The sequence below is a fragment of the Streptomyces sp. NPDC059002 genome (assembly GCF_042740435.1).
Classification (GTDB): Bacteria; Actinomycetota; Actinomycetes; order Streptomycetales; family Streptomycetaceae; genus Streptomyces.
Window position 1 is genome coordinate 34,131 of record NZ_JBHYJI010000031.1, and the last position, 25,567, is coordinate 59,697.

21 protein-coding genes are annotated in these 25,567 nt (G+C 73.0%); 10 read left to right on the forward strand and 11 right to left on the reverse strand.

Translation table 11 applies throughout. From position 1 onward, the window contains the following. Positions 1-10: 10 nt before the first annotated feature. Genes ACFWZ2_RS25745 through ACFWZ2_RS25755 form a run of 3 tightly spaced genes read right to left on the reverse strand, consistent with a single transcriptional unit; the run spans position 11 to position 2,721 of the window. A complete protein-coding gene (locus tag ACFWZ2_RS25745; RefSeq protein WP_384549456.1) occupies positions 11-784 on the reverse strand; it encodes a DUF4097 family beta strand repeat-containing protein in 774 nt (257 codons plus the stop codon). Between the two features lie 7 nt (positions 785-791). Further along, positions 792-1,439, reverse strand: a complete 648-nt coding sequence (locus ACFWZ2_RS25750; RefSeq protein ID WP_384549458.1) for a response regulator — start codon at positions 1,437-1,439, stop codon at positions 792-794. Between the two features lie 22 nt (positions 1,440-1,461). Beyond that, positions 1,462-2,721 (reverse strand): sensor domain-containing protein, encoded by a 1,260-nt coding sequence (locus tag ACFWZ2_RS25755; RefSeq protein WP_384549460.1) that lies wholly within the window; start codon positions 2,719-2,721, stop codon positions 1,462-1,464. A 379-nt stretch (positions 2,722-3,100) separates the two neighbouring features. Between ACFWZ2_RS25755 and ACFWZ2_RS25760 the strand changes: the two genes are divergently transcribed. From ACFWZ2_RS25760 to ACFWZ2_RS25770, 3 genes are read left to right on the forward strand one after another with little or no spacing between them, the layout of a single operon-like run. Continuing rightward, positions 3,101-5,431 carry an MMPL family transporter gene (locus ACFWZ2_RS25760; RefSeq protein WP_384549462.1) on the forward strand — a complete coding sequence of 777 codons (2,331 nt, stop codon included), beginning with the start codon at positions 3,101-3,103 and terminating at the stop codon, positions 5,429-5,431. 8 nt (positions 5,432-5,439) lie between these two features. Continuing rightward, on the forward strand, positions 5,440-6,723 hold the full coding sequence (locus ACFWZ2_RS25765; RefSeq protein WP_384549465.1) for a sensor histidine kinase: 1,284 nt from the start codon (positions 5,440-5,442) through the stop codon (positions 6,721-6,723). Further along, entirely contained in the window at positions 6,720-7,400 is a 681-nt protein-coding gene (locus ACFWZ2_RS25770) for a response regulator (protein ID WP_384549467.1), read from the forward strand. Before ACFWZ2_RS25765 ends, ACFWZ2_RS25770 begins: the two co-directional genes overlap by 4 nt. Here ACFWZ2_RS25770 and ACFWZ2_RS25775 read toward each other — a convergent pair. Both ACFWZ2_RS25775 and ACFWZ2_RS25780 read right to left on the reverse strand, forming a co-directional pair. Next, a complete protein-coding gene (locus tag ACFWZ2_RS25775) occupies positions 7,355-8,587 on the reverse strand; it encodes an FAD-dependent monooxygenase (protein ID WP_384549469.1) in 1,233 nt (410 codons plus the stop codon). The genes ACFWZ2_RS25770 and ACFWZ2_RS25775 overlap by 46 nt on opposite strands. Then, on the reverse strand, positions 8,584-9,915 hold the full coding sequence (locus tag ACFWZ2_RS25780) for an MFS transporter (protein ID WP_384549573.1): 1,332 nt from the start codon (positions 9,913-9,915) through the stop codon (positions 8,584-8,586). The genes ACFWZ2_RS25775 and ACFWZ2_RS25780 overlap by 4 nt, the downstream gene beginning before the upstream one ends. Position 9,916: 1 nt before the next feature. Between ACFWZ2_RS25780 and ACFWZ2_RS25785 the strand changes: the two genes are divergently transcribed. Both ACFWZ2_RS25785 and ACFWZ2_RS25790 read left to right on the forward strand, forming a co-directional pair. Further along, a complete protein-coding gene (locus ACFWZ2_RS25785) occupies positions 9,917-10,063 on the forward strand; it encodes a hypothetical protein (protein ID WP_384549471.1) in 147 nt (48 codons plus the stop codon). A gap of 291 nt (positions 10,064-10,354) precedes the next feature. Continuing rightward, a complete protein-coding gene (locus ACFWZ2_RS25790) occupies positions 10,355-11,710 on the forward strand; it encodes a phosphatase PAP2 family protein (RefSeq protein ID WP_384549473.1) in 1,356 nt (451 codons plus the stop codon). Position 11,711: 1 nt separating this feature from the next. Here the strand turns inward: ACFWZ2_RS25790 and ACFWZ2_RS25795 are convergent, their stop codons facing one another. The 5 genes from ACFWZ2_RS25795 to ACFWZ2_RS25815 all read right to left on the reverse strand — a co-directional run bounded on the left by ACFWZ2_RS25795 (position 11,712) and on the right by ACFWZ2_RS25815 (position 16,550). Next, positions 11,712-12,857 (reverse strand): LCP family protein, encoded by a 1,146-nt coding sequence (locus ACFWZ2_RS25795; protein WP_384549475.1) that lies wholly within the window; start codon positions 12,855-12,857, stop codon positions 11,712-11,714. A 2-nt stretch (positions 12,858-12,859) separates the two neighbouring features. Beyond that, the gene (locus tag ACFWZ2_RS25800) at positions 12,860-14,950 is read right to left on the reverse strand and encodes a bifunctional polysaccharide deacetylase/glycosyltransferase family 2 protein (protein ID WP_384549477.1); all 2,091 of its coding nucleotides are present in this window, start codon (positions 14,948-14,950) and stop codon (positions 12,860-12,862) included. Next, the gene (locus ACFWZ2_RS25805) at positions 14,947-15,351 is read right to left on the reverse strand and encodes a hypothetical protein (protein ID WP_384549479.1); all 405 of its coding nucleotides are present in this window, start codon (positions 15,349-15,351) and stop codon (positions 14,947-14,949) included. Before ACFWZ2_RS25805 ends, ACFWZ2_RS25800 begins: the two co-directional genes overlap by 4 nt. A gap of 378 nt (positions 15,352-15,729) precedes the next feature. Further along, the gene (locus ACFWZ2_RS25810; protein WP_384549481.1) at positions 15,730-15,963 is read right to left on the reverse strand and encodes a helix-turn-helix domain-containing protein; all 234 of its coding nucleotides are present in this window, start codon (positions 15,961-15,963) and stop codon (positions 15,730-15,732) included. Next, complete coding sequence (locus ACFWZ2_RS25815; protein WP_384549483.1) at positions 15,963-16,550, reverse strand: DUF2975 domain-containing protein; 588 nt, start codon at positions 16,548-16,550, stop codon at positions 15,963-15,965. Before ACFWZ2_RS25815 ends, ACFWZ2_RS25810 begins: the two co-directional genes overlap by 1 nt. A gap of 322 nt (positions 16,551-16,872) precedes the next feature. Here ACFWZ2_RS25815 and ACFWZ2_RS25820 point away from each other — a divergent pair, with 322 nt between their 5' ends. Together ACFWZ2_RS25820 and ACFWZ2_RS25825 are read left to right on the forward strand one after the other, a co-directional pair. Next, a complete protein-coding gene (locus ACFWZ2_RS25820) occupies positions 16,873-17,610 on the forward strand; it encodes an FG-GAP repeat domain-containing protein (RefSeq protein ID WP_384549485.1) in 738 nt (245 codons plus the stop codon). 45 nt (positions 17,611-17,655) lie between these two features. Further along, on the forward strand, positions 17,656-18,321 hold the full coding sequence (locus ACFWZ2_RS25825) for a LuxR C-terminal-related transcriptional regulator (RefSeq protein WP_384549487.1): 666 nt from the start codon (positions 17,656-17,658) through the stop codon (positions 18,319-18,321). Between the two features lie 64 nt (positions 18,322-18,385). Here ACFWZ2_RS25825 and ACFWZ2_RS25830 read toward each other — a convergent pair whose 3' ends face one another. Further along, positions 18,386-19,738, reverse strand: coding sequence for a hydrolase (locus ACFWZ2_RS25830; protein ID WP_384549489.1), 1,353 nt, complete (start codon positions 19,736-19,738; stop codon positions 18,386-18,388). Between the two features lie 347 nt (positions 19,739-20,085). Between ACFWZ2_RS25830 and ACFWZ2_RS25835 the strand changes: the two genes are divergently transcribed. The 3 genes from ACFWZ2_RS25835 to ACFWZ2_RS25845 all read left to right on the forward strand — a co-directional run bounded on the left by ACFWZ2_RS25835 (position 20,086) and on the right by ACFWZ2_RS25845 (position 25,503). Next, positions 20,086-20,901 (forward strand): class I SAM-dependent methyltransferase, encoded by an 816-nt coding sequence (locus ACFWZ2_RS25835; protein ID WP_384549491.1) that lies wholly within the window; start codon positions 20,086-20,088, stop codon positions 20,899-20,901. Positions 20,902-21,254: 353 nt separating this feature from the next. Beyond that, positions 21,255-23,003, forward strand: a complete 1,749-nt coding sequence (locus tag ACFWZ2_RS25840; RefSeq protein ID WP_384549493.1) for a hypothetical protein — start codon at positions 21,255-21,257, stop codon at positions 23,001-23,003. A 73-nt stretch (positions 23,004-23,076) separates the two neighbouring features. Then, positions 23,077-25,503, forward strand: coding sequence for an NB-ARC domain-containing protein (locus ACFWZ2_RS25845; RefSeq protein WP_384549495.1), 2,427 nt, complete (start codon positions 23,077-23,079; stop codon positions 25,501-25,503). Positions 25,504-25,567: the final 64 nt, after the last annotated feature.

A 25,567-nucleotide genomic window follows, 5' to 3' on the forward strand; every position in this document is an offset into this window, starting at 1 on the left:
CGTCAGTACGTCAGTGGATCCGGATGCCGCCGTTGTCGGTCCGCACCCTCACCGCATGCGTGGCACTGCTCTTCACCGGCAGACTGATCAGCGGCGTGGTCGTGCCCTCGCTGTGCGCGTCGACCGCGTAGTCGGTGCTCTTCGGCAGGGTGAGGTCCACACCCCCGTCGCCCGTGACCACGTCGAGGCGGTGCGGCGACGCCGCGAAGTCGGCCCGTACGCCGCCGGATCCGGAGATCAGGGACACGCGCGACGAGCGGCTGTCGGAGACGGTGACGCTGCCCGAACCGCTGCGCAAGGTCAGCGGTCCGCCCGAGCCCGTGACGCCGATGGTGCCCGTGGTGGTGCGCAGGTCGAGCGGGCCGCCGAGCCCGCGCGCCTCGATCGCGCCGGTGCCCGAACCGACCCGCGCGGCGAGCCCCGCGGGCACGGTGACGCGCAGCCGCAGGGAGCAGTCGCCCCGGCAGACGGCGGTCACGGCCACGGTGTCGCCGTCGGCTCCGATCGCGACCGCGGGCTCGGTCCCGGTGTAGCTGCCGATGGCCTCGACGCGTACGTCGGAGTCGGTGCCGGGACTCAGGAAGACGCTGGTTCCTGTGGCCTCGACCGTGAGGCGGGTGCGGTCCGCCGCGTCCGCCCGCAGGAAGTGGGAGTACGTACGGGCGGCCGAGAGGAGCGTGACCACTCCCAGGCAGCCGGCGGCGACCGTCAGGGCCAGCACGGCAAGGCCGCCGCCGACGATCCACCGGTTCCGGCGTCGCGGCGGCGTACGGACCTCGGACATACGGATCTCAGGCCCCCAGATACCGCAGCACCGCGAGCACCCGCCGGTGACCGCCGTCCGCCCCCTGGGGCAGTTCGAGCTTGGCGAAGATGTTGTTGATGTGCTTGCCGACCGCACTGTGACTGATCGTCAGGGACCCGGCGATGTCCGCGTTGGAGCCGCCCTCGGCCATCAGGGCCAGCACCTCCAGCTCGCGGGCGGTCAGCGAGGCCAGCGGATCCCGGCGGCGGCTGTGGGTCAGCAGTTGCTTGACGACCTCGGGGTCGAGGACCGTCTGCCCGGCGTCGACCTTCGCCAGCGCCTCGACGAAGTCGTCGACGTCGGAGACCCGGTCCTTGAGGAGGTAGCCGACACCGCTGGTCTCGGCGCCGACGAGGTCGTAGGCGTAGCGCTCCTCGACGTACTGGGAGAGCACGAGCACCCCGACGTCCGGCCATGTCCGGCGAATGGCGAGCGCCGCGCGCAGCCCCTCGTCCAGGAACGTCGGCGGCATCCGCACGTCCACGACGCACACGTCCGGCCGGTGTTCCTCCACGGCGCGCAGCAGCGCCTCGCCGTCCTCGACGGCGGCGGCCACCTCGATGCCCTCCTCGGTGAGGAGCAGGACCATGCCCCGCCGCAGCAGAGCGGAGTCCTCCGCGATCACTACCCGCATGCCACCCATGCCCCACCCGCGCCTACGCGCATCGCAACTCCACTTCGATCACCGTCGGCCCACCGGGCGGGCTCGTCACCCGCAGGCTGCCGTCGACCGCCGCAACGCGGCCCGCGAGACCCGCGAGACCGCTCCCCGCCGCCGGATCCGCGCCGCCGCCCCCGTCGTCGCCGACCGTCACGGCGAGGCGGTCGCCGTCCCGCCGGACCACCACCCAGGCCCGGCTCGCCCCGGCGTGCTTGGCGACGTTGGTCAGCGCCTCGGCCACCACGAAGTACGCCACCGCCTCGACGGCGGCCGGGGGCCGGGGCTCGGCCGCCGCGTCGACGGTGACGGGCACCGGGGAGCGGGCGGCCACGGCGGTGAGCGCCGCGCCGAGGCCGCGGTCGGTGAGCACCGGGGGGTGCAGTCCGCGGGCCAGGTCGCGCAGTTCGGCGATCGCCTCGCGGGCGTCCTTGCGGGCCTGCTCGACGATCGTGCGCGTGCTGTCGTCGCCCGACTTGCGCAGCCGGGACACCGCACGCCCCAGCGTCATCGTCACGGCCACCAGGCGCTGCTGCGCACCGTCGTGCAGATCGCGCTCGATGCGCCGTCGCTCGGCCTCGACGGCCGCCACGAGGCGTTCCCGGCTCGTGGTCAACTGCTCGACCCGCCGGGTCAGTTCCACGTCCCGGGGCGGCGCGAGCAAGGTCCGCGCCAGGGCCACGTCCACCGCGATCAGCGCACGTGCCACGAGCGGGGAGACGAAGGCGCCGAGCGGCAAGGCCGCGGCCGCCACCAGGAGCGCGGTACCGGTACTGTCCACCGTCAGCGGCCCCAACGCAGCCTGCCCTTGGGCGAGATGGCCGTAGTAGGCGGGCAGGGCGAGAAGCGTGAGCGGTACGGCCCAGGCAAGGGCGACACCGAGGCCGGTGACCAGGGACAGCGGCAACAGGGCGGCGAAGTAGGCGAGTTGGCGCCAGATGTAGCGGCTGCGCGCCAGCACCCGCATGGAGCGCAGCGGGGCGCGGTACGACAGTGCGGGGCGCGGCGGCGCGGGGATGTCCATGCCGCAGGTCGCGGCGTACCGGGCGCGCTCGGCGGTCACCAGCGGGTACAGCGCCCAGCCCGCCGCTGCGACCAACGGCACCCCGACGAGGCCGAGCGGTATCAGGCAGACGCCGAGCAGCAACGTCAGCAGGACGCCGAGCCCGGCCAGCGCGGCCAGCGCGTCGGTGGCCAGGTGGGCGCAGCCGCTCCACAGGGCGGGCGAGACCAGGGCCCGAAGGGGCGCGCGGGGCACGGTCGTACGGCGTGGGCCGCGCGCCGGCGCCGGCGCCGACACCGCCCGCGCGGTTGTGCTCGCCGTGGCCACGGGATACCTCTCGATGTGCAAGGGTCTGTGCGGTCTGTCGTGATGTGGTGCGATCCGCTGTGCGGAATCCGATTGATGACTTTAACCGGACGGCTCGGCAGGCCCGCCCCCGCCCGACGAACCACCACGCGCACCGGCGAGAACCCCCTAGTGCGTAGGCACCAGCACACCTGACGGCCTGGTCCCGGGGCACCAGGGGAAGACGGCGGGCGGGGACGATGCCCGGTGGGGGCGGGCGCGGCGAGTGTGGGAGGCGCGTGCAGTACGCGCGTTCCCCTTGCCTAGCGGTGTCTGGAGTGATCGACAGGTGGCGGCTTTTCTTTACCGGATCGGGCGGTGGGCCTTCCGGCGGCGGCGGCTCGTGCTGGGCCTGTGGCTGGGGGGCCTGGTGCTCGCGGTCGGCGCCGCCGCCGTGGCGCCGTCGGCGGAGGAAGAGGACCTCTCCATGCCCGGCACCGAGTCACAGCAGGCGTTCGACCTGCTGGACGAGCGCTTCCCGCAGAGCAACTCCCAAGGCGCCGAGGCCCGTTTGGTGTTCCGGGCCCCGGACGGGCAGCGGGTGACGGCCAGGGAGAACAGGGCGGCCGTCGAGGGCGCGCTCGGTCTGCTGGACCGGGGCGGTCAGGTCGCGTCGACCACCGACCCCTATGAGAGCGGCGCCGTCAGCGAGGACGGCACCATCGCGTACTCCACGGTCACCTACACCGCGGACGCCGTCGACCTGACCGGGCCGACGAAGACCGTTCTCGAAGGTGCCGCGAGCCAGGCCAGGGACGCGGGTCTCACCGTGGAGATCGGCGGCTCGGCCCTGGACGCGGAGGAGGAGCCGGGCGGTACGACGGAGATCATCGGCGTCGCGGTGGCCGCGGTGGTGCTCGTCGTCGCGCTCGGGTCGCTGGTCGCGGCCGGTCTTGCGCTGCTGACCGCCTTCGTGGGCGTGGCCATCGCCTTCGGCCTGGTCTCCGCGCTCGCCGTGCCGCTCGGCCTGACGTCCACCGTCGCCGTCCTGGCGCTGATGCTGGGCCTCGCGGTCGGCATCGACTACGCGCTCTTCATCACCTCCCGCTTCCGCGACGAACGCGCCCGGGGCCATGCGCCGGAGGAGGCCGCGGGGCGGGCGGTGGGCACGGCCGGATCGGCCGTCGTCTTCGCCGGTGCGACCGTCTTCATCGCGCTGGTCGGCCTCGGGGTCGTCGGCATCCCCGAACTCACGAAGATGGGCATGGGCGGCGCGGGCGCGGTGGCTCTTGCCGTGCTCGTCGCGCTGACCCTCGTACCCGCGTTGTTCGGCTTCTTCGGGAATGGGGTGTCCCCTGCTCGAGCGAAGCCGAGAGCTTGGGGAAGGGTGCTGTCGCGTGCCGTACGCAAGGCCGCCCGGCCGGGAGGCGAGCGCCCGCACGCGGTGCCCACTGCGGAGTACCCGCATCCGGTGCTCCCCTCCCCCGGTCGTCCCCGACTCGCCACCCGCTGGGCCCGGTTCGTGCTGCGCCGCCCCGTGGCCGTGCTGCTGGTCGCCGGGCTGGGGCTCGGCGCCGTCGCCCTGCCTGCGCTGAGCCTCGAACTCGGGCTGCCCGGGGACGAGTCCAAGTCGGTGGAGACCACCCAGCGCCGCGCCTACGACCTGCTGTCGGAGGGCTTCGGCCCCGGCTTCAACGGCCCGTTGACCGTGGTGGTGGACACGTCGGTGTCCGGGGACACCCGGGCCACCACCGACCTGGTCGCCCAGGCCGTACGCGGAGTGGACGGGGTCGTCTCGGTCGGTGATCCGGTGCTCAGCAAGGCCAAGGACACGGCCGTCCTGACCGCCGTCCCGAAGACCGCGCCGAACAGCGCCGAGACCAAGGACCTGGTGCACGTGATCCGCGGCGCGGTCGCCGGGGTCGAGGCCGACACGGGCGCGGGCATCCTGGTGACCGGCACCACCGCGATGAACATCGACATCTCCGAAGCCATGTCCGACGCGCTCATCCCGTATCTGACCGTGGTCATCGGCCTCGCGGTGCTCCTCCTGACAGTGGTCTTCCGCTCGGTCCTCGTCCCGGTCAAGGCCGCGCTCGGCTTCCTGCTGTCGGTGGGTGCCGCCTTCGGTGTGCTCGTCGCCGTCTTCCAGTGGGGCTGGGCGGCGGACCTGCTCGGCATCGAGCGGACCGGGCCCGTGATGTCGCTGATGCCGATCCTCGTGATCGGCATCGTGTTCGGGCTCGCGATGGATTACGAGGTCTTCCTGCTCACGCGGATGCGGGAGTCCTACGTCCATGGCGCGTCCCCCGGCGAGGCGGTCGTCAGCGGTTTCCGGCACAGCGGACGTGTGGTGGCCGCGGCGGCGATCATCATGATCAGTGTGTTCGCCGGGTTCATCGGGATGAGCAGCCCGACGATCCGGACGATGGGCGTCGGCCTGGCCGCCGCCGTCGCCTTCGACGCCTTCGTGGTCCGGATGGCGATCGTGCCCGCGGTGCTCGCCCTGCTCGGCCACCGGGCCTGGTGGCTGCCTCGTATCCTGAGCCGTGTGCTGCCGAACGTGGACATCGAGGGCGAGAGGCTGAGCGGGCGCGTCCCGGCCCCCGCGACCGGCCCTGGCACGACCCTGCCGGACGCGGCGGCGCGGCCGCTGCCCGTCGGCCGGCACCGGCACTGAGCCCGCCCATGACGAACCGAGGAAGCGGCCTCCCGCGACCACGTGCGACGTGGTGGCGGGAGGCCTCGGTCACGGCGACGGCGTTCGCGCTCTGTCTGCTCGGCGGCACACTGCAGGCGGACGGCGATGCGGTGTCGCCGCCGTCCGTGGCCGCCTACGTCATCGCCGTGGCGTCCTGTGCCGTGCTGCCGTTGCGGCACAGGGCGCCCCTGGTGACCATGGCGGTCACGACCGCGAGCGGCGTCCTCGTGACGCCCCTGGGTCTCCTCCTGAGCCCCCTCGTCGTGGCCCCCGCCGTGCTCGCCGCCTACTCCTACTCGGTCACCGCGCGCGACGAACGACGCGCGGCGGGCGCGGTGTTGCTCATCTCCGCGGCCCTCCTCGTCGCCGCCACCCCCTTGTTCGGGGCGCTCTCGTGGAAGGACGCGAGCCGGGTGGGGGCGGTGGCGGCGTTCCCGCTGGTGGCCGGTGTGCTGGGGCACTCGGTGCACAACCGGAGGGCCTATCTGGCGGCCATGGAGGACCGGGCGCTGCGGGCCGAGCAGAGCCGGGACAGCGAGGCGCTCCGGCGCGTGGCCGAGGAACGGGTGCGCATCGCACGGGAGTTGCACGACCTGGTGGCCCATCAGATCACCCTGGCCAACGCGCAGGCCTCGGTCGCCGCCCACCTCTTCGACACGCGCCCGGAGCAGACCCGCAAGAGCCTGCACGAACTCGTCGAGACGACCAGCCACGCGCTCGACGAACTGCGGGCCACGGTCGGCCTGTTGCGCCAGTCCGGGGACACGGCCGCGCCCGCGGGACCGGCACCGGGACTCTCCCGCCTTCCCACGCTCCTCGATTCCTTCCGCCGCGCGGGCCTCGAGGTGTCGCTGCACCAAGAGGGCACGGCGCGGCCGCTGCCGCCGGGCGTGGACCTCACCGCCTACCGCATCGTCCAGGAGGCCCTGACCAACGTGACCAAGCACGCCGATACGGGCAGCGCCCGGGTGCGCCTCATATGGAACCGTGATCGCGTGACCGTCTCCGTCGCCGACGACGGAGGGTCCGGCCGTACGGCACGGACCGCGCCCACCGCGTCGGACCGCCCGCCCGGCTACGGCCTGATCGGGATGCGGGAACGCGCCACCGCGGTCGGGGGGCACCTCTCCGCGGGCAGGCACCCGGACGGCGGCTTCCTCGTCCGCGCCGAACTGCCGCTGCCGCCCGCCAAGGACGCCGAACTGCCGCTCCAGCCCGCCGAAGACACCGAACTGCCGCCCCCGCCCGCCAAGGACAGGGATGCCTCATGACGCTCCGCGTGCTGCTCGCCGACGATCAGGCCCTGCTGCGCGGTGCCTTCCGGATGCTGCTCGATTCCGCCGACGACATCACCGTGGTCGGTGAGGCCGCCGACGGCAGGGAGGCGGTGCGGCTCACCCGGGAGCTGCGCCCCGACGTGGTGATCATGGACATCCGCATGCCCGAGGTGGACGGCCTCACCGCCACGTCGGAGATCTGCGCGGACCCGGAACTGCGGTCCGGCCGCATCTTGATCCTCACCACGTACGAGACGGACGAGTATGTCGCCCAGGCGCTGCGCGCGGGGGCAAGTGGCTTCATCGGCAAGGGAATCGGCGCCGAGGCCCTCCTCGACGCCGTGCGGACGATCGCCGACGGCGACACCCTGCTGTCCCCCGCCGCGACCCGCTCCCTGGTCGCCCGGTTCCTGGCCACGCCGGACGACGCCCGGTCGCACGGCCATGAGCAGCTCGCCGTACTCACCCCGCGCGAACGCGAGATGGTGGCCCTGGTCGCGACCGGCCTTTCCAACCAGGAGATCGCCGAGCGGACGTTCCTCAGCCCCTTCACCGTGCGCGCCCATGTGCAGCGCGCCATGACGAAGCTGGCGGCCCGCGACCGGGCTCAACTCGTCGTCATCGCCTACCGGACGGGCCTGGCCCGGGCGGGCCCCGACCACCCGTCGTAGCCCGGTGCCGGTGCGGGCAGTGTGAGGGCCGAGTGGGCCGGTCGGGCCGGAGCGGAGGGCATCGTGACCAGGTCGCGCAGCATGCTGTTGCGTCGTTCGAGGGCCCGCGCCGTGGTGGGGAAGAGCGTGACCTCGCCGTTGTCGACCAGTGCCTGATTCATGGTGACGTACGCGCGGACGTCGCGTTCGTAGGCGGCGAAGGCCGCGGTGTGGTCCGGCCGCGTGGCCAGGGCGTGGGCGAGCATGTAGGCGCCGGCCAGCGCGAGGCTGGAGCCTTGTCCGGTGAGGAACGAGGGCGCGTACGCGGCGTCGCCGACGAGCGCGACGCGGCCGCTCGACCAGTGGGGCATGCGGATCTGACCGGCCGTGTCGAGGAACAGGTCGTCGGCGTCGCGCAGCGCGGCGAGCATGCCGGGGACCTCCCATCCCGCGCCCGCGAAGACCGAGGCGACGAGGTCCCGCTGCGCTTCGGGGTCCCGCAGGGCGGCCGACGGCGGTTGCGGCCGGTGGAAGGTCAGGAAGGCGTGCAGTTCGTCGTCGTCGCCGACGGCGTAGAGGACCGCGGCCCTCCCCGGGGTGTTCCACATCATGATTTCGTGGGAGAGCCCGAAGGTGTTCGGCATGGTGAAGACGGCGAAGCAGTGGCCGAGGTAGCGGTGGAACCGTTCCTCGGGGCCGAACAGGGACTCCCGGGTCCCCGAGTGCATGCCGTCGGCGCCGACCACCAGGTCGTACGTACGCCGTCGCCCGCTGCGGAAGGTGACGTCGGCCCCGTGTGCCGACTGGTCGAGGGTGTCGATGGAGTCGCCGAACAGGAATTCCACGTCGTCGCGGACCGTCGCGTGGAGCTGTGCGGCCAGATCCCCGCGGCGCACCTCGATGTCGTGCCCCTCGACGCTGCCGGCGACGGCATGCGCCTTGACCGAGGCCACGTGGCCGCCGTCGGCGTCGAGGAAGGTGCAGCGGCGCGAGTCGACGTGCGCGGCCCGCAGCCGCGGCAGTATCCCCATCCGCCGCACCACCTCGATCGCGGTGCCGCGGATGTCGATCGGGTATCCGCCGTCGCGCAGGGCGTCCGCCTTCTCCACCACGGTGACCGCCCATCCTGACCGGTGCAGCCAGTACGCGAGCGCGGGTCCCGCGATGCTCGCCCCGGAGATCAGTACGCTGCGCTTCTCGGATGTCATGACTGCGTTCCCTTCTTCGTGACGCGGACGACGAGCAGTGCCGACGCGGCGACGAGACCGGCGACGGCGAACCCCGTGACGAAGGACGATTCGCCCGGCAGGCCGGTCGTCGGATCGGCGCCCGCGTCGAGGATCGCGCCGCCGCTCTGGGCGCCCAGGGCGACACCGATCACACGGGTCACCACGAGCAGCCCGGTGGCGATGCCGGTGTCCTTCGTCTCGACGGCGGTGGCGGTGCGGGTGAGCAGCGCCGTGGTGCCGATGCCCGCGGCGATCGCGGCGAGCGCCTTCGCCAGGGCGAGCTGCCATGCCGCGGTGTGCAGCGCCGCCAGCGCGGTCATCGTGAGCGTGGTGACGACGGCGCCCGTGACGAGCACGGCACGCAGTCCGAAGCGCCGGGCCGCGACCCCGCCGACCGAATCGCTCACCGCGCCCGCGACGGCGCCGGGCAGCAGGAACAGTCCGATGTCGGTGGTGTCGAGCCCGAAGCCGTATCCGTCGGCCGGCACCGCGAACAGCTGCGGGAGCAGAAAGGCCACCATCCCGAAGCTTGCGGTGATGACGAGGGTGAGCACGCACGAGTGCCACATCGCGGGCTTCGCCAGCATGCGGAGGTCGACCATCGGCGAGGCCGCCCTGCGTTCGACGACGACCCATCCGGCCGCGAGGGCGGCCACGACCAGGGCGAGGGCACCGGCCCCGAGGGGCGGCAGCCCGGCGCCCGTGATCCTCACGAGGCCGAGCATGAACACGAGCAGCGTGCCGCTCAGCAGCACCACACCGGGCCAGTCGACCCCGCCCTCCGGCGTGCTCGGCGGATCATGCGGCATCAGCCGGGCCACGACCGCCGTCGTCACGATGATCGCGATCGTCGGCAGCGCGAACATCCAGTGCCAGGAAAGACCTTCCGCGATCGGCCCGGCGAACAGCGTGCCCACCATGCCGCCGCCCGTGAACAGCGCCATGACGAGGCCGATCGCCAGCTGCGACTCCCCCGCGGGGAGGTGTTTGCGCACGAGGATGAAGGAGAGGGGCAGCGCGCCCACCATGACGCCCTGCAGCACCTGGCCGGCAAGGAGCACCGGCAGGTTCGGGGCCAGGGCGGCCAGCAGTCCACCGGCCGAGACGACGGCCATCAGCAGGACAAGGACCCGCTTCCCGCCGTGGCGGTCGCCGAGTTTGCCCGCGACGGGGGCGATCACCGCGCCGGTGACGAGCAGTGTGTTGCCGACCAGTGCCCCTTCGGCGGGGCTGACCCCCAGCTCGCGCTGCAGCAGCGGAAGCGCGGGTTCCACCACCGACTGGAGGGTGCCGAGGGCGAGCGCCAGGATGCCCAACGCGGCAATCGGCAGCCGTCCGATGCGGGCCGGGGGAATGCCGGTTCCGGGTGCGGCCGCCCGTCTTGTCGTGGGCCGCGAGGACGTATGCGTCGTGGGCCCCGAGGACGTATGCGTCGCGGGCCGCGAGGACGTATGAGGAGATGTCGCCACCTGTTGATCACTCCAGACACCGTGGGGCAAGAGGGGAGATGCGCGTGATGCACGCGTCTCCCACACTCGCTTCCGGCGCCCCTGCCGGGCATCGTCCCCGGCCGCCGTCTTCCCCTGGTGCCCCCGGACCAGCCGCCCGCCCGCCCTGGTGCCCGCGCACTACGGGCGCGGGCACGACGCGGCGCGGTCGGCCGTCGGCCGCCATACCGCACGAAGGCCGGACTCCCCCGGCCGCCCCCTACAAATCGGTCAAGCAATTGATACCTATAGTTTCGGAGTGTTTTCGCGAATAAAGCGCAGAGTCGATGTCGCCGCGTGGCGTCAACCACGGGTGATCCTGTGGGCCACGGCAGGTGTGGTGGCCCTCGGCTTCCTCATCGCGCTGGAGATCGCCGCGCGCCGCTACGGCGGCGTGCCGGGGCCGATCACCAACCAGGCGCGCGAGGTGATCTTCCCGCCCAAGCCGGGGCCGCTCTACGGCGGTCTCGCCCTGATGATGGTGGTGCTCACCTGGCGGCAGCGGTTCATCGCGGCCGGTGCCGCGATCGGCATCGACGTCGTCTTCGTCCTCGTGCGGTGGGCGGTCGACGCCGATGTGCCCGAGGGACAGTTCTTCGGCAACGGCGCGTTGTGGGTGATGCTGGGCTGCGCGGTCTTCGCGATCACGCGCCGCACCGGGCAGGACCGTGTCCTGCTCCTGAAGGGCGTCGGCCTCGGACTGCTCCTGGTGGCCGGGCGCAAGACCGGTGACACCTGGCTGCTCATCACGTCGAAGACCCGCCCGACCGTGCTCGACCCGTATGTGGCCATGGCCGATCACGCGCTGGGCAACCCGTCGTGGCTCGCGGGCCGGATGCTCGACGCGGCCGGGCCGGTCAGCACCCATGTCCTGGACCTGGTCTACGCCCAGCTCGCGGTGGCCGCGATCGTCGCCGCCCTGTACCAGCTGCGCAACGTGGCGGCCGAGCGCCGCTTCCCGACCCACCACCTGGTGCGCACCTTCCTGGTGATCGGTCTCCTGGGTCCCGGCATCTACATGCTCTTCCCGGTGGTCGGACCGATCTTCGCCTACGGTCCCGGCACTTCGGGCACCGGCGGCGTGGAGTGGGCGGTGGCCGACCTGTGGCCGCACACGCTGCCGCCGATCAGCGCCCCGCACCCGGTGCCGTACGACGGGATCACTCCGCGCAACTGCGTGCCCAGCCTGCACACGGCGTGGGCCACCGCGATCTTCATCCACTCCCGCAGGGGCCCGCGCCTGCTGCGTTACGCGGGCACGTTCTGGCTGGTCGCCACGCTCAGCGCGACGCTGGGCTTCGGCTACCACTACGGCGTGGACCTGGTGGCCGGTGTGGTGTTCGCGCTCACCGTCGAGGCGGGGCTTCGCACGTTCGACCGTGGCTGGGACCCGTCGGGCGTCCGGTTCGTCGCCTACGGCACGTCGGTCTTCGCCGCGCTCCTGGTGTCGTACCGCTATCTGCCGATGGAGATGGCGGCACATCCGTGGGTCTTCGGCCCCCTCGTCCTCCTTGCGATGGCTTCGGTGATCTACGGCTACGTACGGACCACCAGGGAGTGGGAGCCGAAGACCGCGCCCGCGCTCCGGGCGGAACCGCAGCCCGAACCGGTGTGAGTCAGCGCCGGTGACGGTCGCGGGACGTCTTCCCCGTCTCCGTCACCGGCCGGTCGTGCCGCAGGTCGTCGAAGAGCCTGGCCGACCTCCTGGCGTCCCACTTCAGTACGTTGCCCTTGGGCGTGGGGACGCCGATGCCGGACACGGGCACGTTGATCTGCTTGCCGTGTCCGCCCGTGACGCCCTGCACCGCGCGGAACATGTCGGCGAGATCGCGCAGGCTCATGTCCTTGTCGACGATGAGCGTGTCGAGCCCGGCCTCCATGGCGGGACCGATCTCCGTCGGGTCGAAGAGGGTGCCGGGCCGCGCGGCCTGGTGGGCGAGGGTCGAGAGGAACTTCTGCTGGTTCCTGGAGCGGCCCAGGTCGCCCTCCCGCTCCTGGTGGCGCTGGCGGACGAAGGCGAGCGCCTGCTTGCCGTCCAGGGTCTGACAGCCCTTGCGCAGATCGGCGCCCGACTTCTCGTCCTTGATGTCCCGGTCCAGACACATGCGTACGCCGCCGATGGCATCGACGATGTTCACGAACCCGGCGAAGCCGATCTCCGCGTAGTGGTCGATGCGCAGGCCGGTGTTCTTCTCGACGGTGTGGACGAGGAGTTCGGGGCCGCCGTAGGAGAACGCGGCGTTGAGCTTGTCCCCCTCGGGGCGCTTCGTCTTGCCGGTCAGCGTGTCGAGGCGGCCCGGCACGGTGACCCAGGAGTCGCGCGGCAGGCTGACCATGCTGGTGCCGTGGGCCCCGGTGTGCACCAGCATCATCGAGTCGGTGCGCCGCCCGCCGCCCCCGCCCGCGTGCAGGTCCTGCACGTCGTCCTCGGAGAGCCCGTCGCGGCTGTCCGAGCCCACGACGAGGTAGTTGGTGCCCTCGCCGGGCGGCGGCCGGTCCCCGTACGCGCCGAGGTCGACGTCGCGCTGCAGCCGGGTCTCGGCCCAGCCGTACGTGCCGCCCACCGCGACGGCCACCAGGGCGAGCACGACGAGCACCGCACGCCGCAGCCTCCTGCGTTTCCTCTTCGGCTGCCGGGCGTGGGCGCGCCGTGGTCCGTAGCGGGAGCTGGGGCGGTCGGTGAACCGCTCGACCTGCTCGCGCGCGACGGAGTCCGCCGGCCGCTCGTGCGCGGCGGAGTCTTCCGTGGCCGGGTGTGTCATGGTCAACTCCCTTGCAGGCTCTGCCGCGCCTCGTCGGGCGGCGCTTGGAGCAGATACGGGTCGGCGGTTCCCGCGCGCTTCATGCTGTGCCACTTCAGTCGGGTGCCGAGCAGGGCCGTGGTCACGGAGTGGATGACCACCAGGTACATCAACTGCCGGTAGACGAACTGCTGGAGCGGAAGCACCCACAGCACGCGCAGCCGTTCCCGGTCGAGCCGCAGCGCGTACGCGGCGGTGACCAGCTGGACGGAGAGGAATCCGAACCAGACGAGGGCGGCCTCCACGGGGTCGCGGAACAGCGCCCCGAACAGGGCGAACATGTCCACGACCGGGGCGCACAGCGGAAGCACGATCTGGAACAGCGTGACGTAGAGCATCACGCGTCGCCCGAAGCGCCCCGCGGGGCCCACCTCCACCGCCGCGTGCCGGTGCTTCCACATCGACTGCAGGGTGCCGTAGCACCAGCGGTAGCGCTGGCGCCACAACTGCCGCAGGGTGCTGGGCACTTCGGTCCAGGCGACCGCCGACTCCTCGTAGACGACGCGCCAACCGGCCCGCCAGAGCGCCATCGTGAGGTCGGTGTCCTCGGCCAGGGTCTCGTCGCTGACGCCGCCGACGCCCATGAGGGCGTCCCTGCGGAAGGCGCCGATCGCGCCCGGCACCGTCGGCATGCACTCCAGGACCTCGAACATGCGCCGGTCGAGGTTGAAGCCGAGCACGTACTCCAGGTGCTGCCACTTGCCGAGCAGACGGCGGCGGTTGCCGACCTTGGTGTTGCCGCTGACCGCGCCGACCGCCGGGTGGGCGAGCGGCTGGACGAGGCGGGCGAGGGCCTCGGGTTCGAAGATGGTGTCCGCGTCGACCATCACGACGATGTCGTACCGGGCGTGCGCGAGGCCGGTGTTGAGGGCGCTCGGCTTGCCGCCGTTGGGCTGCCGGATCACCGTCACGCGCGGGTCGTCGATGTCCTCGGCGATGTCGGCGGTGGCGTCGGTCGAGCCGTCGTCGATCACGATGATCTGGAAGTGCGGGTGCGTGGAGGCCAGCAGCGAGTACACGGTGGAGGCGATGCCCGCCTCCTCGTTGTACGCGGGCACCAGGACCGTCACCGGGTCCCGCACCTCGCGCAGGCGCGGCGCGCCGGGCCGGAACCTGCGCAGCCTGCGCACATGGAGCCGGGCGAACACCGCGAACAGGAGCATCCGCAGGACGCCGAGCGTGCCCGCGAGGGTCAGGGTCCACACCATCACGGTGAGGAAGGCCTGCCCGAGCCGCTGCGACCAGATCAGGCCCTCGCCCTTGATCTGCTGGGCGACCGGGACCGCGTCGACGAAGGTGGGCCGGTCGAGCCCGCCGCTGATGGTGGTGAACCGTTTCGCGCCGCGGTCGCGCAGCAGGTCCTGGGCCTCGTGGTAGCCCAGGTCGGTCTGGCTGTGCTGGCTCACGAGCCCCCGCCACGGCTTGCGGTCCTTGTGGTCCGACGCGACCACCAGGTACCCCTGTTCCGCGGCGCGCCGCGCGGCCGGCCACTGGGGGCCGCAGAGCGTGTCCGCGGCCGTGGTGTGCGGCAGCCGCAGCAGGGTGGTGTTGACGCCTCCCGCGCCCGCGAGAGCGGTCTGGGTGAGCGACAGTTCGAGGCGGGCACGCAGCGGCGACGCGACGCCGAAGTCACCGCCGCTGTAGGTGTACGAGCCGATCTCGTGACCCTCGTACAGGATCCGCCGCAGCAGCTCCGGGTGCTTGGCCGCGTCCTTCCCGTAGACGAAGAAGGTCGCCCGCGCGTGGTGCCTGCGCAGCAGGTCGAGCAGGCGCGGCGTCCACACCGGGTCGGGCCCGCCGTCGAAGGTGAGCGCGACGGTGCCCGGCGGCATGGCCGCGGTGGTGACCCCCTTGGGGCCGAACCGCAGCAGCGGCTTCCCGTCGTCCGCGGCGCGCGGGATCGGCCGGGTGCACGGCGGCTTGGTGCGTGCGGCGTCGACCTGGTGGGTCGTCCAGCCCTCGAAGAGGAGGGCGACGGCGACGACCAGGAGGACGAGGACGAGGACCAGCCAGTGTCCGCGCGGCGGGCGGCGGACAGCGGCACGCCGCCTCACTGCTTCTGGCCTCCGGCCGGGGGCGGGGCGGATCTGCCGGACGGCGGGCGTCGGTGCTCGGGGCGGTCGGCGCGGTCGGCACGGTCGGCACGGTCGGCGCGGTCGGCGCGGTCGGCGCGGGCCTTGGCCGGGGTCCGGTTGGCCTCGGTGCGGGCCGCCGGGCCGGAGTCGCGCGGCGCCCTGTCGGCGGCCGGACCGGAGGGTGCGGGACCGTTCATGCTCGGCGGGTGCGTGCCGACGGGCTGCAGGAGCCCGCTGAACAGCGTGCCGACGAACAGCAGATAGCCGAGGCAGACGCAGCCCACCACGAGCGCGATGCCTTGCAGTGCCCGCCTGCGCCACCCCGACTGGTCGATGAAGACGGGGAGTTGGGCGTCGTCGACCCGGGGACGCCGTGCCATGTCGCGGTCCAGCGGCTGCGCCCTGTGCGCAGGGGGTAGGGGCGACGATCGCCCGTCGTGCGGTGTGCTGGCTATGTGGGGGGTGCCCTGCACTGCTGCTCCTGATCTGCGGCCGCGCACGCGCGACTCTTTGTGTGGGGGGGTACGGACCCGGGGGTCCGTCGTCCTGCCCGTGAGACGTCAGGAGCCGCATTCCGGTGCCCGGCGCGCACGGAAGTTGCCGTACGCGCGCATGCCGTGCGCCCTTCCCGGGTGGGGCCGGGAAGGCCACGTACGCATGTGCCCCCGCTGGGGCCGGGTGGCCGGAGTGCGGCCGTCAGCCATCACGCAGCCACCGACCCTACTCGGGCACCCCGGTGGCACGGCAACGGGCCGTTCTTAGGCCAGTCCGGCCGGATCGTGCGTGATCAGGTCCCCCGGCTGGCACTGCAGGACGTCGCAGATCCTCGACAGGGTCGAGAAGCGGATCGCCTTGGCCCTGCCGTTCTTGAGCACGGAGAGGTTGACGACGGTGATGCCCACCTGTGCGGAGAGTTCGGTGAGGGTCATGTCGCGTTCGGCGAGGATCCGGTCGAGGTGGATCCGGATCGAGTGGAGTTCCTCTTCGGCCATCAGATGGTCCCTTCGAGGTCCTCTCGCATGCGTACGCCCTCGCGCATGATCTTCCCCATGACGACCGCGGCGAGCCCGGCGAGGACGACCGCCGTCGGTCCCGCGACCGTCGGTCCCGAGCCCACGACCGGTGCCATGCTGTCGACCAGCCAGGACTGCGACCAGCCTACGATGAGACCGGCGACCGGCATGCCCCCGGCGACGAACCAGCCCAGGGCGGTGAGGCGTCGGGCCACCACGTCGGTGAACGGGCCCTGATCGATCACGGACCTGAGCAGCCGGGAGAAGAGCAGCAGGGCGAGGGTGCCGAAGAGCAGCCAGGGCAGTCGGCCGCCGAGGTCGGCGGCGCGCTGGCCCACCGAGGGATCGTCCTGGCACAGGCGCGCGGCGCTGCTCGACGCCTCGACTCCCTTGCTGACCGGCACGCTGTCCGGCTCCAGGGAGGCGTTGGCCCAGAAGCCCGTCTCCACGCAGACCGCCCCGTCGTCGGTCATGTGCGTGAGTGCCGTACCGGCGAAGGTGAGTCCGAGGATCACTGCCAGAAAAAAAGTCACCGAGGCCAGGCCCCGCGTGAGTCGCGTGTTCACCGCGCCCCCTCCTATCGTTTTTCGATATGCAGGAGACTAGAGGAGCATATCGATATTCGACAAGTCCACTCGTTCGCGGCCGCCACCGAGCCGTCGCCGGGCCATCGCCGAGCCGTCGCAGGACCACCGCAGGGCCACCGCTCGACGGGCCCCGGACACCGCGGCGCGTCCCACTCCCGCATTCCAGGCCGCTCGCGTCTCCCCTGGTCAACGGGCCTTTCCGCGTTCCAGCGTCCCCGACTGCCCGACTTTTGTGGCGTTCGCGACGCACCGCCCCGCAAGCTCGAACTCGGCCCCACAGCAACGACATTGGAGTACGCAGATGCTTCGCAAGCGCTCACGTCTGATCGCCGCGCCGATCGCGGCCGCCGCCCTGACGCTGACCGTCGCCGGATTCCAGGCCGACGCGGCACAACCCGCGCACCCGGGACAGGGCGACAGGTCCGCCGCGGCGGCGGGCCCGTGTCTGGCCGACGCCACGACGCTGCTCGGCGACCTCGACGGGGACGGCCGCCCGGACCGGATCGCGAACCCCGGGCACACCGGCACCAAGATGACGGTCCAGTGGGGGAAGGCGGACGGCACCTTCGGCACCAAGCAGGCGGTCGGCAAGCTCCTCGGCGCCAAGCCGGGCGAGATCGCGTCCGCCGCGGTCGCCGACTTCCGCAGCGACGGCTCGCTGGACATCGTCGTCAACGTCGTCGAGCCGTCCGGCGTCGACGACCCCAACACGGCCCGCATCGCCGAGTACCGCCCCGGCCCGCTCAAGCGCGCGAACCTGGGTTCCGCGCAGGCCCGGCACTCCGACATCGGCGACCTCGGCGAGGCCAAGCAGCTCCGGGTCGCCCACTACGGCGACGACCCGTACCCGGACCTCGCCGTCCTCAACAACCGCGGCGACGGGCAGCTGGAACGGAACGTGCGCCTGTCGTGGCCGGGCAGCGGTCCCGGCGACTACGACGAGACACAGCAGGAGAAGTACGGCGAGTACGGCACCCCGGCCGAGCCGCCGTCCATGCCCACCGACGGCTGGAAGCACTTCTACAAGTCCTGCCCCTGATCCCGACCGGGCGCCGCCGCAGTCGCAGGAAGTGAGGAAGATCCCTTGTCCAGCTCGCCACCGGCCCCTGCGGCCCCCACGGGCGCCGCACCCAAGTCCCACCGGGTGCGCGTCGCCGTCACCGCCCCCGACCCGCTCAGCCACGAGGGTGTCCTCAGCCAGCTGCGCCGGCACCCGGAGATCGAACTGTCCCAGGCCTCGGGGCCCGCGACCGTCGCCCTGTTCATCGAGGACACCATCGACGAGGCCGCGCTCACCCGGCTGCGGCGCGCCGTGCGCAGCGAGGGCGCGCGTGCGGTGCTCGTCGTGGGGGCGGTCCGCGAGTCCGAACTCCTCGACGTCATCGAGTGCGGCGTCGGCGCCATCGTCTGGCGCCGCGAGGCGACCGCCCAGCGCCTGGCCCAGGCGGTGCTGACCGCCGCGCGGGGCGGCGGCGACCTGCCCGCGGACCTCTTGGGTCAACTCATCGGCCAGGTACGGCGCTTCCAGCGGGACGGCGCCGGACAGCCGGGGTTCTTCGCGAGCTTCACCAAGCGCGAGGTGGACGTGGTGCGGCTGGTGGCCGAGGGGCTGGACAACTCGGAGATCGCCGTGAAGCTGTCGTACTCCGAACGGACCGTCAAGAACGTGATGTACGGCCTGACCACACGCCTGCACCTGCGCAACCGGGCGCACGTGGTGGCGCACGCGCTGCGCGAGGGCTTCATCTGACCGGCGGGTCCCCTCCTCCCGGGGAGGGGACCCGCCGGTCGGACCCGGCGGTCGGACCCGGCGGTCAGACCTTGAAACGCACCGACTCCAGCTGAAGATTCAGCTCCATCGGGCTGCCGCCGTACTTCCACTGGCCGGGGTCGGTGCACGTCTCGCCCAGCCACTCCCGGTCCTTCACATAGGCGTCGGTGCACACCGAGCCGTCGAAGACCTGGATGGTGTAGCCCTGCAGGGCGGGATCCGATTCCTCGGTGCTGCCGAGGACCACGTCCTCGCCGTCCTCGCCCTTCTGCCACTCGTCGCCCTCGCGCCAGCCCGCGCCCACGTAAGCACTGGCGCCCGTGGTGCCGCCGGTGCCGGACACCGCGATGTTCAGGGCCTTGATCGGCGAGCCGGCCGTGCCCGCCTCTGCGCCGTCGCACACGGCGTCCTGCCAGCCGTCGCCCTCGACGTAGGCGCGGTAGCAGATGTGGCGGCCCGCGCCGTCGGCGGCGAGCTCGTTCACCGCGACGGCCGCCGTCCGCTCCTCCGCGGGCTCGTCCTCACCGCCGCCTCCGCCGCCGCCCGAGCCCTCCGGCTCCTTGTCGGCCCCGCCTCCCGAATCGTCCGGCTTGTCCTCGGGCGGAGGCGGCGGGCTGCTGGCCGGTGGCGCGGACGGGGCCGCAGGCACCACGTTGTTGGCCTGCTGCGGCTTCTCCCGCGCCGCGGTCTGCATCTTCGGCGTGCTCGTCAGCCAGATCGCCACGCACGCGATCGCCAGCGCGACGACCAGGCCGAGGACGGTGACCAGCCAGGCCGGGAAGATCCCGCGCTGCACGAAGGTTCCGTTCACGTCCACCGGCTCGCTGCCGGAGCGGCGGACGGCCACCGCGTAGGGCTGCTCCTGTCGGGACCCGAACCAGATGATCTCCCGGGGCCGCAGCGTCGTCCGGACGAACGCGGCGCGGCCGGGCTCGATCTGGACATTGCCCGGATCGAGGTCGTACGACAGCCGGTCGCCGGTGTCGCTGCCGCTGAGCGACGCGGTGACCTGGGTGTTGCCGACGTTGTCGACGGCCAGCCCCGGCCGCCCGCGGAACCAGCCCTTCACCGTCGGCGGCACCAGCTCGGCGCGCACCTCGGTGAAGGGGGTGACGGTCACGGTCCCCTCGGGGACGGTGACCGCGCCCGGATGTTCGGTCGGCGTGATCCGCACCGCGAACGGATGCGGTCCCGCGATCACGTCCGGGGTGCGCGGCGGCGCGAACGCCAGCTCCACCGTGCCGATCGTGCCCGGGTAGAGCCGCAGCACCGGTGGCTCGACCCGGGTCCATGGGGCGAGATCGCCGACCGGTTCGAAGCGGTACTCGTCGACGGTGTCACCGGTATTGCGCACCCGCAGCTGCACGGTGGCGCCGCTGCCGGGGTCGACGGTCACGGAGGCAGGTTCCAAGGAGGTCCAAAGGCTCACTCCACGACGCTAGGAGAGGCCGCACGGTCCGTCACGAGACCACCGGGCAGACCCGGCTGCCCTGCGGGGCACCCGTGCTGCCCATCCCGTTCGGACCGGCGCCGGATCGGCACGGCCGCGGGGTCCCGGGCCCTGCCACCGACCGGCACAACCTCCAAGTACGACAACGCATCTGCCCCACTTTTCGGTCGATCGGCCAAGCATTCAGGAGCGGCATAGGCGATTGCGTGCCGCAGATGCAAGATGGGGGTGTTGTTCGGGCGCGGCTGCCGCCGCCCCGGCCCAGGCCCACGAGGCGAGGTCTCCAGATGGTCATGCGCAGCCACGACGTCCGACGCGTCGGCCACGGCGGCACCGGACACGCCCCGTACCGCCGCCCCGACGAGCGCATCGCCCGCGTCATCGCCCGGGCCGTCGGCGACGCGCGCACCGTGCTCAACGTCGGCGCGGGCACCGGGTCGTACGAGACCACGGCGCACACGATCACCGCGGTCGAGCCGTCCCTCGCCATGCGCGCCCGGCGCCCGGCCGGGCTGGCCACCGCGATCGACGCCGTCGCCGAGGACCTGCCCTTCGCCGACGGGCAGTTCGACGCGTCGATGGCCCTGTTCAGCGTCCACCAGTGGTCCGACGCCGAGGCCGGGCTGCGCGAGATGCGCCGCGTCACCCGCGGCCCCGTCGCCGTACTGACCTGTGACCCCGCGCGCGTACGCGACTTCTGGCTCTACGAGTACGCCCCCGACGTCCTGGAGACCGAGGCCCGCCGCTATCCGCCGCTGCACCGGCTCACGGCCGCGCTCGGCGGCCGCACCACCGTCCGGACCGTGCCCATCCCGCTGGACTGCACCGACGGCTTCAACGAGGCGTACTACGGCCGCCCCGAACTCCTCCTCGACCCGGCGGCCCGCCAGGCCTGCTCGGCCTGGAGCTTCGTCGACGACCGCGCACGCCAGGACTTCGACACCTCGCTGCGCCGCGCCCTCGGCTCGGGCGCCTGGGACGAGGCGTTCGGCCACCTCCGCAACCGGCCGCAGTACGACGGATCGCTCGTGCTGCTGCGCGCCGAGCCCGACGGAGAAACGTCGGCCGCCGATGTCGAGAACACGCGAGCGGCTCCGTCTCCGAGGTGAACGCGACCAGAATGTACGAGCGGGCGGTCGAACTGGCCGGGGAGCTGTCCGCGGCCCCGGGCGCGGGCGGGAAGCCGATCCACGAGTGGCTCGGACTGCGCCCGTTCCTGACCTCGGCGCCCACGGGCCCGGCTCAACACCCGGCGGCGCCGTTGACGCGTCCACCCTCCGGGCCCGGCCGCCCGCCCTACAATGCAGCCACCACGTCGTTGACCTGGGGTTTCGCTGCTCCCTCGCGTGACCTGGCACAGAACCGGAGGGGTTGAAAGAACGCTTGAGATCCGCTATCCACGCTGACCGCGAACCGCGAACCGCGAACCGTGTAACCAGCGCTGAGCGCGAGGGGGTTCGGGGTGGCCGCGCGGTCCGCTGACCTTCCGTTCCTGCGAGCGCCGGTCGGGCGCGACGCCCACCGCTGGAGCACCTTCCCCGGCGAACGCACGCTGGTCGTCGCCGCCCGTACCCTCACCTCGACCATCCGCGTCCTCGAAGTGCTGCCCGCCGTGCTGCGCGGGGACCCCCGGGTGACGGTGGTCTTCACGCACGACCCCACCTCCGCCTTCAGCGACGGCTCGCTCGATCTGCTCCACGACGCAGGCTGCCGCGTCATGCCGTGGGACCAACTGCCGCACATCACCCCGGACCTGATCCTCACCGCGAGCGAGAACATCGAGGTGCCGGAGGGCGACTGCCCGGTCCTCGTCCTCCCGCACGGCGTCGGATTCCAGAAGTACGTGCCGGACTCCCGCTCCCCGCACAGCCGTCTGTCGGGCGTGGTGCCCGACGCGCTCCTCGAAGCGGGCCGGGCCTGGACGGCCGTGTCGCATCCGGAACAGGAGCGGCAGCTGCTCGCCGCGCACCCGAAGAGCGCGGGGCGCACCCTGCTCGTCGGCGACCCCTGCCTCGACGAACTGCTCGTCAGCACGGACCGGCGCCCCGACTACCGGCGGGCGCTCGGCGTCGCGGACCACCAGCGCCTGGTCCTCGTCAGCTCGACGTGGGGGCCGACCTCGCTCATCGGCCGGAGCCCCGGCCTGCCCGCGCGTCTCCTCGCCGGCCTGCCCTGGGACGCGTACCGCGTGGCCCTGGTCCTGCACCCCAACGTGTGGTCCGCCCACGGCGCCTGGTCCGTCCGCACGCTCCAGGCCGCCGCGCTCGACGCAGGTCTGCTCCTGATGCCGCCGGTGCACGACTGGCGTCCCGCGCTGGTGGCCGCCGACGTGGTCGTCGGCGACCACGGTTCGGTGACGCTGTACGGCGGGGCGCTCGGCAAGCCCCTGGCCCTCGCCGCGTACGGGGAGGACGCGGTGCCCGGCACGGCGGGGGCCGAACTGGCCCGGCTCGCGCCCCGGTTCGACCCCGAGGGCCCTCCGCTGCGCCAGATCGAGGACGTCGTACGGGCTCATGCGCGCGAGCCCGAGCGGTACGCGCCGGTGGCGGGCCGCGCCTTCGACGAGCCGGGCACCGCGCTCGCCCGGCTGCGCACGGCCCTGTACGACCTGCTGGGTCTGGCGCCGCCGACGGCCGTGGAGCCGTCCCCGCTGATGCTCGCCGCACCGGAGGACCCGGCCAGGCCCGTCACCTCCTGGGTGGTCGACACCTGCCTCGACGCCGAGGGTCCGGAAGGGACGACCGTGTCCGTCCGCCGGATCCCCGCCGCCGTCAGCGACACCGCCTCCGCCTCCACCTCCGCCGAACAGGACGAGCGGGCCGGGCACTTCTCGCACCGCGCGGTCCTTCCCGACCGGGAACGGGACCGGCGCCTGACCGAGAGCGCGTCGGTCCTGCTCGGGTCGTCGCCCGCGCCGACGGCGGCCGCGGCCCGTGACTGGGTGCGGGACGCGCTCGGCCGGTGGCCGGGAAGCCTGCTGGCCGCGACGGCGCTGGCCTCCGGCGGGTGTCTGGTGGCCCTGCGCGACGGGCGGACCGTGCGGGTGCCCGCCGGTGACGTGACCGTCGATCCGGGGCTCGTCGCCGCCGCCGTCTACTCCCGGCTGCGGACCGGCGGGCCGCCGGACGACGGCGCGGTGGACCTGCGGATCGGCGACACGCGCGCCCGGGTCCTGCTGCTCCCAAGTGCCGCACTACACAGTCCTTCTTGATCGCACTACGGTGGTCGACGACACGCGAGGTGCGGCTGATGCGGCAGCTCGGCCGGTACGTGAAGGGGGCCTGGTGGCAGTCGAGGTGGCGGCGATCGCCGCGTCGGGGGCGACGAGCACCCTGGTCGGGCTCGCGGTCACCGAGGCGTGGACGCGCACCCGGGCCCGCCTCACCCGCCTGTTCAGCAGGCGGCAGGGCGAGGCGGCACCCGGCGACGAGCAGCTCAGGGCCGCCGTGGACGAGGTGGCGACCGCGCTCCGGTCGGACGACCCGCACGCCTTGGGGGATGCCACCGACCGGTTCCGGCGCAGGCTGCGCCACTCGCTGCGGGAGGAGTCCGAGACCGCGCGTGAACTGGTGTCGCTGCTCAGCGAGTTGCAGCCGGAGGGCGAGGAGGAGACCGCACCGGTGGCGGCCGCTCCGGCCGGTCCCGACGGGATCTCGTACCACGTGCCGCCCGCCCTGCGCCCCGCAGGACCGCCGTCGGAAGTCCCCGCCCTGCGCACCCGCTTCATCAACCGCTCCGCGGAACTCACCGATCTGGCCGGCTCATCGGCGTACGGCACCACCGCCTCGCATGTCGACGTCCGGGTGCTCGCAGGGCCGCCCGGCGTCGGCAAGTCGGCGCTCGCCAGGCACTGGGCGCACACCATGCACGAGCGTTTCCCCGGCGGGCGGCTCTATGTCGACTTCGCGGAGCTGCGCAACCGTGCGGGCGCGGGCGCCGACGTCACGGACGCCGTCGGCCACTGTCTGCGGTCGCTCGGCGTCGACGACACGCTGCTGCCGCCGTCCCTGGCCGAACGGACCGCGCTCTTCCGCAGCCGGACGTCCGCGCTGCGGGTGCTGCTCGTCCTGGACGACGTGACCTCGCCCGCGCAGGTGCGGGCGCTGATCCCGCAGGGGCCCGGCAGCACCGTGCTCGCCACGAGCACCGCGAGGCTCGGCGAACTCTCCCTCGACGGAGCCCGGCCGCTGCGCCTCGCGCCCCTCGCACCGGAGGCCGCGCTGCTCCTGCTGGCCGACCGGTGCGGCGACGAGCGGATCGCCGCGGACCCGGAGGCGGCGCGACGCGTGGCCGAGCTGTGCTCCGGGCTGCCGATCGCCCTGCAGGTCGCCGCGGCCCGCCTGCTGAATGAACGTCACCTCACCACGGCCGCGCTCGCGGCCGAACTGGCCGACGAGCAGCGCAGGTTGGCCGCCCTGAGCGTGTCGGGAGAGTCCCCGGTGTCCACCGTCCTCGACTCCTCCTACCGGCAGCTCTCGCCGGAACTGGCCCACGGCTACCGCCTCCTCGGCCTGATCCCGGGCCACACCTTCGACACGGCGACGGCCGCGGCCGCGCTGGGCTCCGGCATCGCGGACGCCCAGCTGCTCCTCGACGTCCTGGAGGACATGAGCCTCCTGGAGGTCACGGAGGACCGCCGTCACCGGTTCCACGGCCTGGTCCGCGTCCACGCCCGTGACCGTGCGGCGGCCGAGGAGCCCCCGGACGCCGAACTCTCGGTCGTACGAGGGGTGTTGACGCACCTTCTGACCCTCACGGCGTTCGCCGACCGCTCGGTGCGCGCCGACCGGACGCGTGTCGTCGACATCGGCCCGCTCCTCGCCGGGCGGCGGGATCCGTTCGCGGCGCCCGACGGCCCCGCGCCGCTGGACTGGCTGGAGGCCGAGCGGGCCAACATCATGGCGGTGCTGCGCGCCGCCGGTGCGCACCGCCTCCACACGCAGGGGTGGCAGCTCGCGGAGTGCTTCACCGTGCTGTTCCTGCACCACCGGCACCTCGGCGACTGGCGGGAGTCCCTGGAGCTGGGGGCCGGGTACGCGCAGGCCGCCGTCGCCCCCGCGGCCGAGGCACGGCTGCGCAGCCTGCTCTCCCGGCCGCTCATGGACCTCGGCGAACACGAGGCGGCGGAGCGGGAGTTGACGTCGGCGCTGGCCTGCGCCGAGGTCTCCGGCGACGTGGTGCTGCTCGCGTCCGCGCTGGAGTTCTCCGGCCGGTACTGGGACCGGTCCGACCCGGCCCGCGCGATCGCCGCGTACCGGCGCTCCATGGAGCTGAACGCGCGGGGCGGCGAACCGCGCGGAGCCGCCATCGCCGCCTTCTTCCTCGGCCGCGCCCAGGCCGCGGGCGGCGATCCCACGCGCGCGCTCGACACCCTGCGGCAGGCCCGCACGGACTTCCTGGCACTCGCCGACCCCGACCACCGCATGGCGGCGCGTGCCACCGCCGCGCTCGGCAGGACCCTGGACCTGCTGGGCCGCACCGACGAGGCCGTACCCGCCCTCAGGGAGGCCGCGGGGGCGCTCCATGAGCGTGAGGCGTACGCGTACGAAGCCGAGTGCCTGCTCGACCTGGCGTCCATCGCCGAACGCCCCGGCGCCGACCGGTCCCGGCTGCGCGACGATCTGGCCAGGGCGCTGGCCATCCACGAAGAAATGGGCAGTCCGCTCGCCGCGGAACTGCGGGAGCGGGTGCTCGGGGCGGAGACGTCCTAGCCGGAATCCCCGGACATCTCGCGCAGGTCGCATTTTTCGGCTAATGCCGCTGATATCGCCAAAT

Coding starts and splice junctions, on each gene's coding strand:
- ACFWZ2_RS25820 (WP_384549485.1), top strand. CDS start 16,873: ATGCTTCGCAAGCGCTCACGTCTGATCGCCGCGCCGATCGCGGCCGCC.
- ACFWZ2_RS25745 (WP_384549456.1), bottom strand. CDS start 784: ATGTCCGAGGTCCGTACGCCGCCGCGACGCCGGAACCGGTGGATCGTC.
- ACFWZ2_RS25810 (WP_384549481.1), bottom strand. CDS start 15,963: ATGGCCGAAGAGGAACTCCACTCGATCCGGATCCACCTCGACCGGATC.
- ACFWZ2_RS25775 (WP_384549469.1), bottom strand. CDS start 8,587: ATGACATCCGAGAAGCGCAGCGTACTGATCTCCGGGGCGAGCATCGCG.
- ACFWZ2_RS25785 (WP_384549471.1), top strand. CDS start 9,917: ATGCCCAACGCGGCAATCGGCAGCCGTCCGATGCGGGCCGGGGGAATG.
- ACFWZ2_RS25750 (WP_384549458.1), bottom strand. CDS start 1,439: ATGCGGGTAGTGATCGCGGAGGACTCCGCTCTGCTGCGGCGGGGCATG.
- ACFWZ2_RS25835 (WP_384549491.1), top strand. CDS start 20,086: ATGCGCAGCCACGACGTCCGACGCGTCGGCCACGGCGGCACCGGACAC.
- ACFWZ2_RS25805 (WP_384549479.1), bottom strand. CDS start 15,351: ATGGCACGGCGTCCCCGGGTCGACGACGCCCAACTCCCCGTCTTCATC.
- ACFWZ2_RS25765 (WP_384549465.1), top strand. CDS start 5,440: ATGACGAACCGAGGAAGCGGCCTCCCGCGACCACGTGCGACGTGGTGG.
- ACFWZ2_RS25770 (WP_384549467.1), top strand. CDS start 6,720: ATGACGCTCCGCGTGCTGCTCGCCGACGATCAGGCCCTGCTGCGCGGT.
- ACFWZ2_RS25795 (WP_384549475.1), bottom strand. CDS start 12,857: ATGACACACCCGGCCACGGAAGACTCCGCCGCGCACGAGCGGCCGGCG.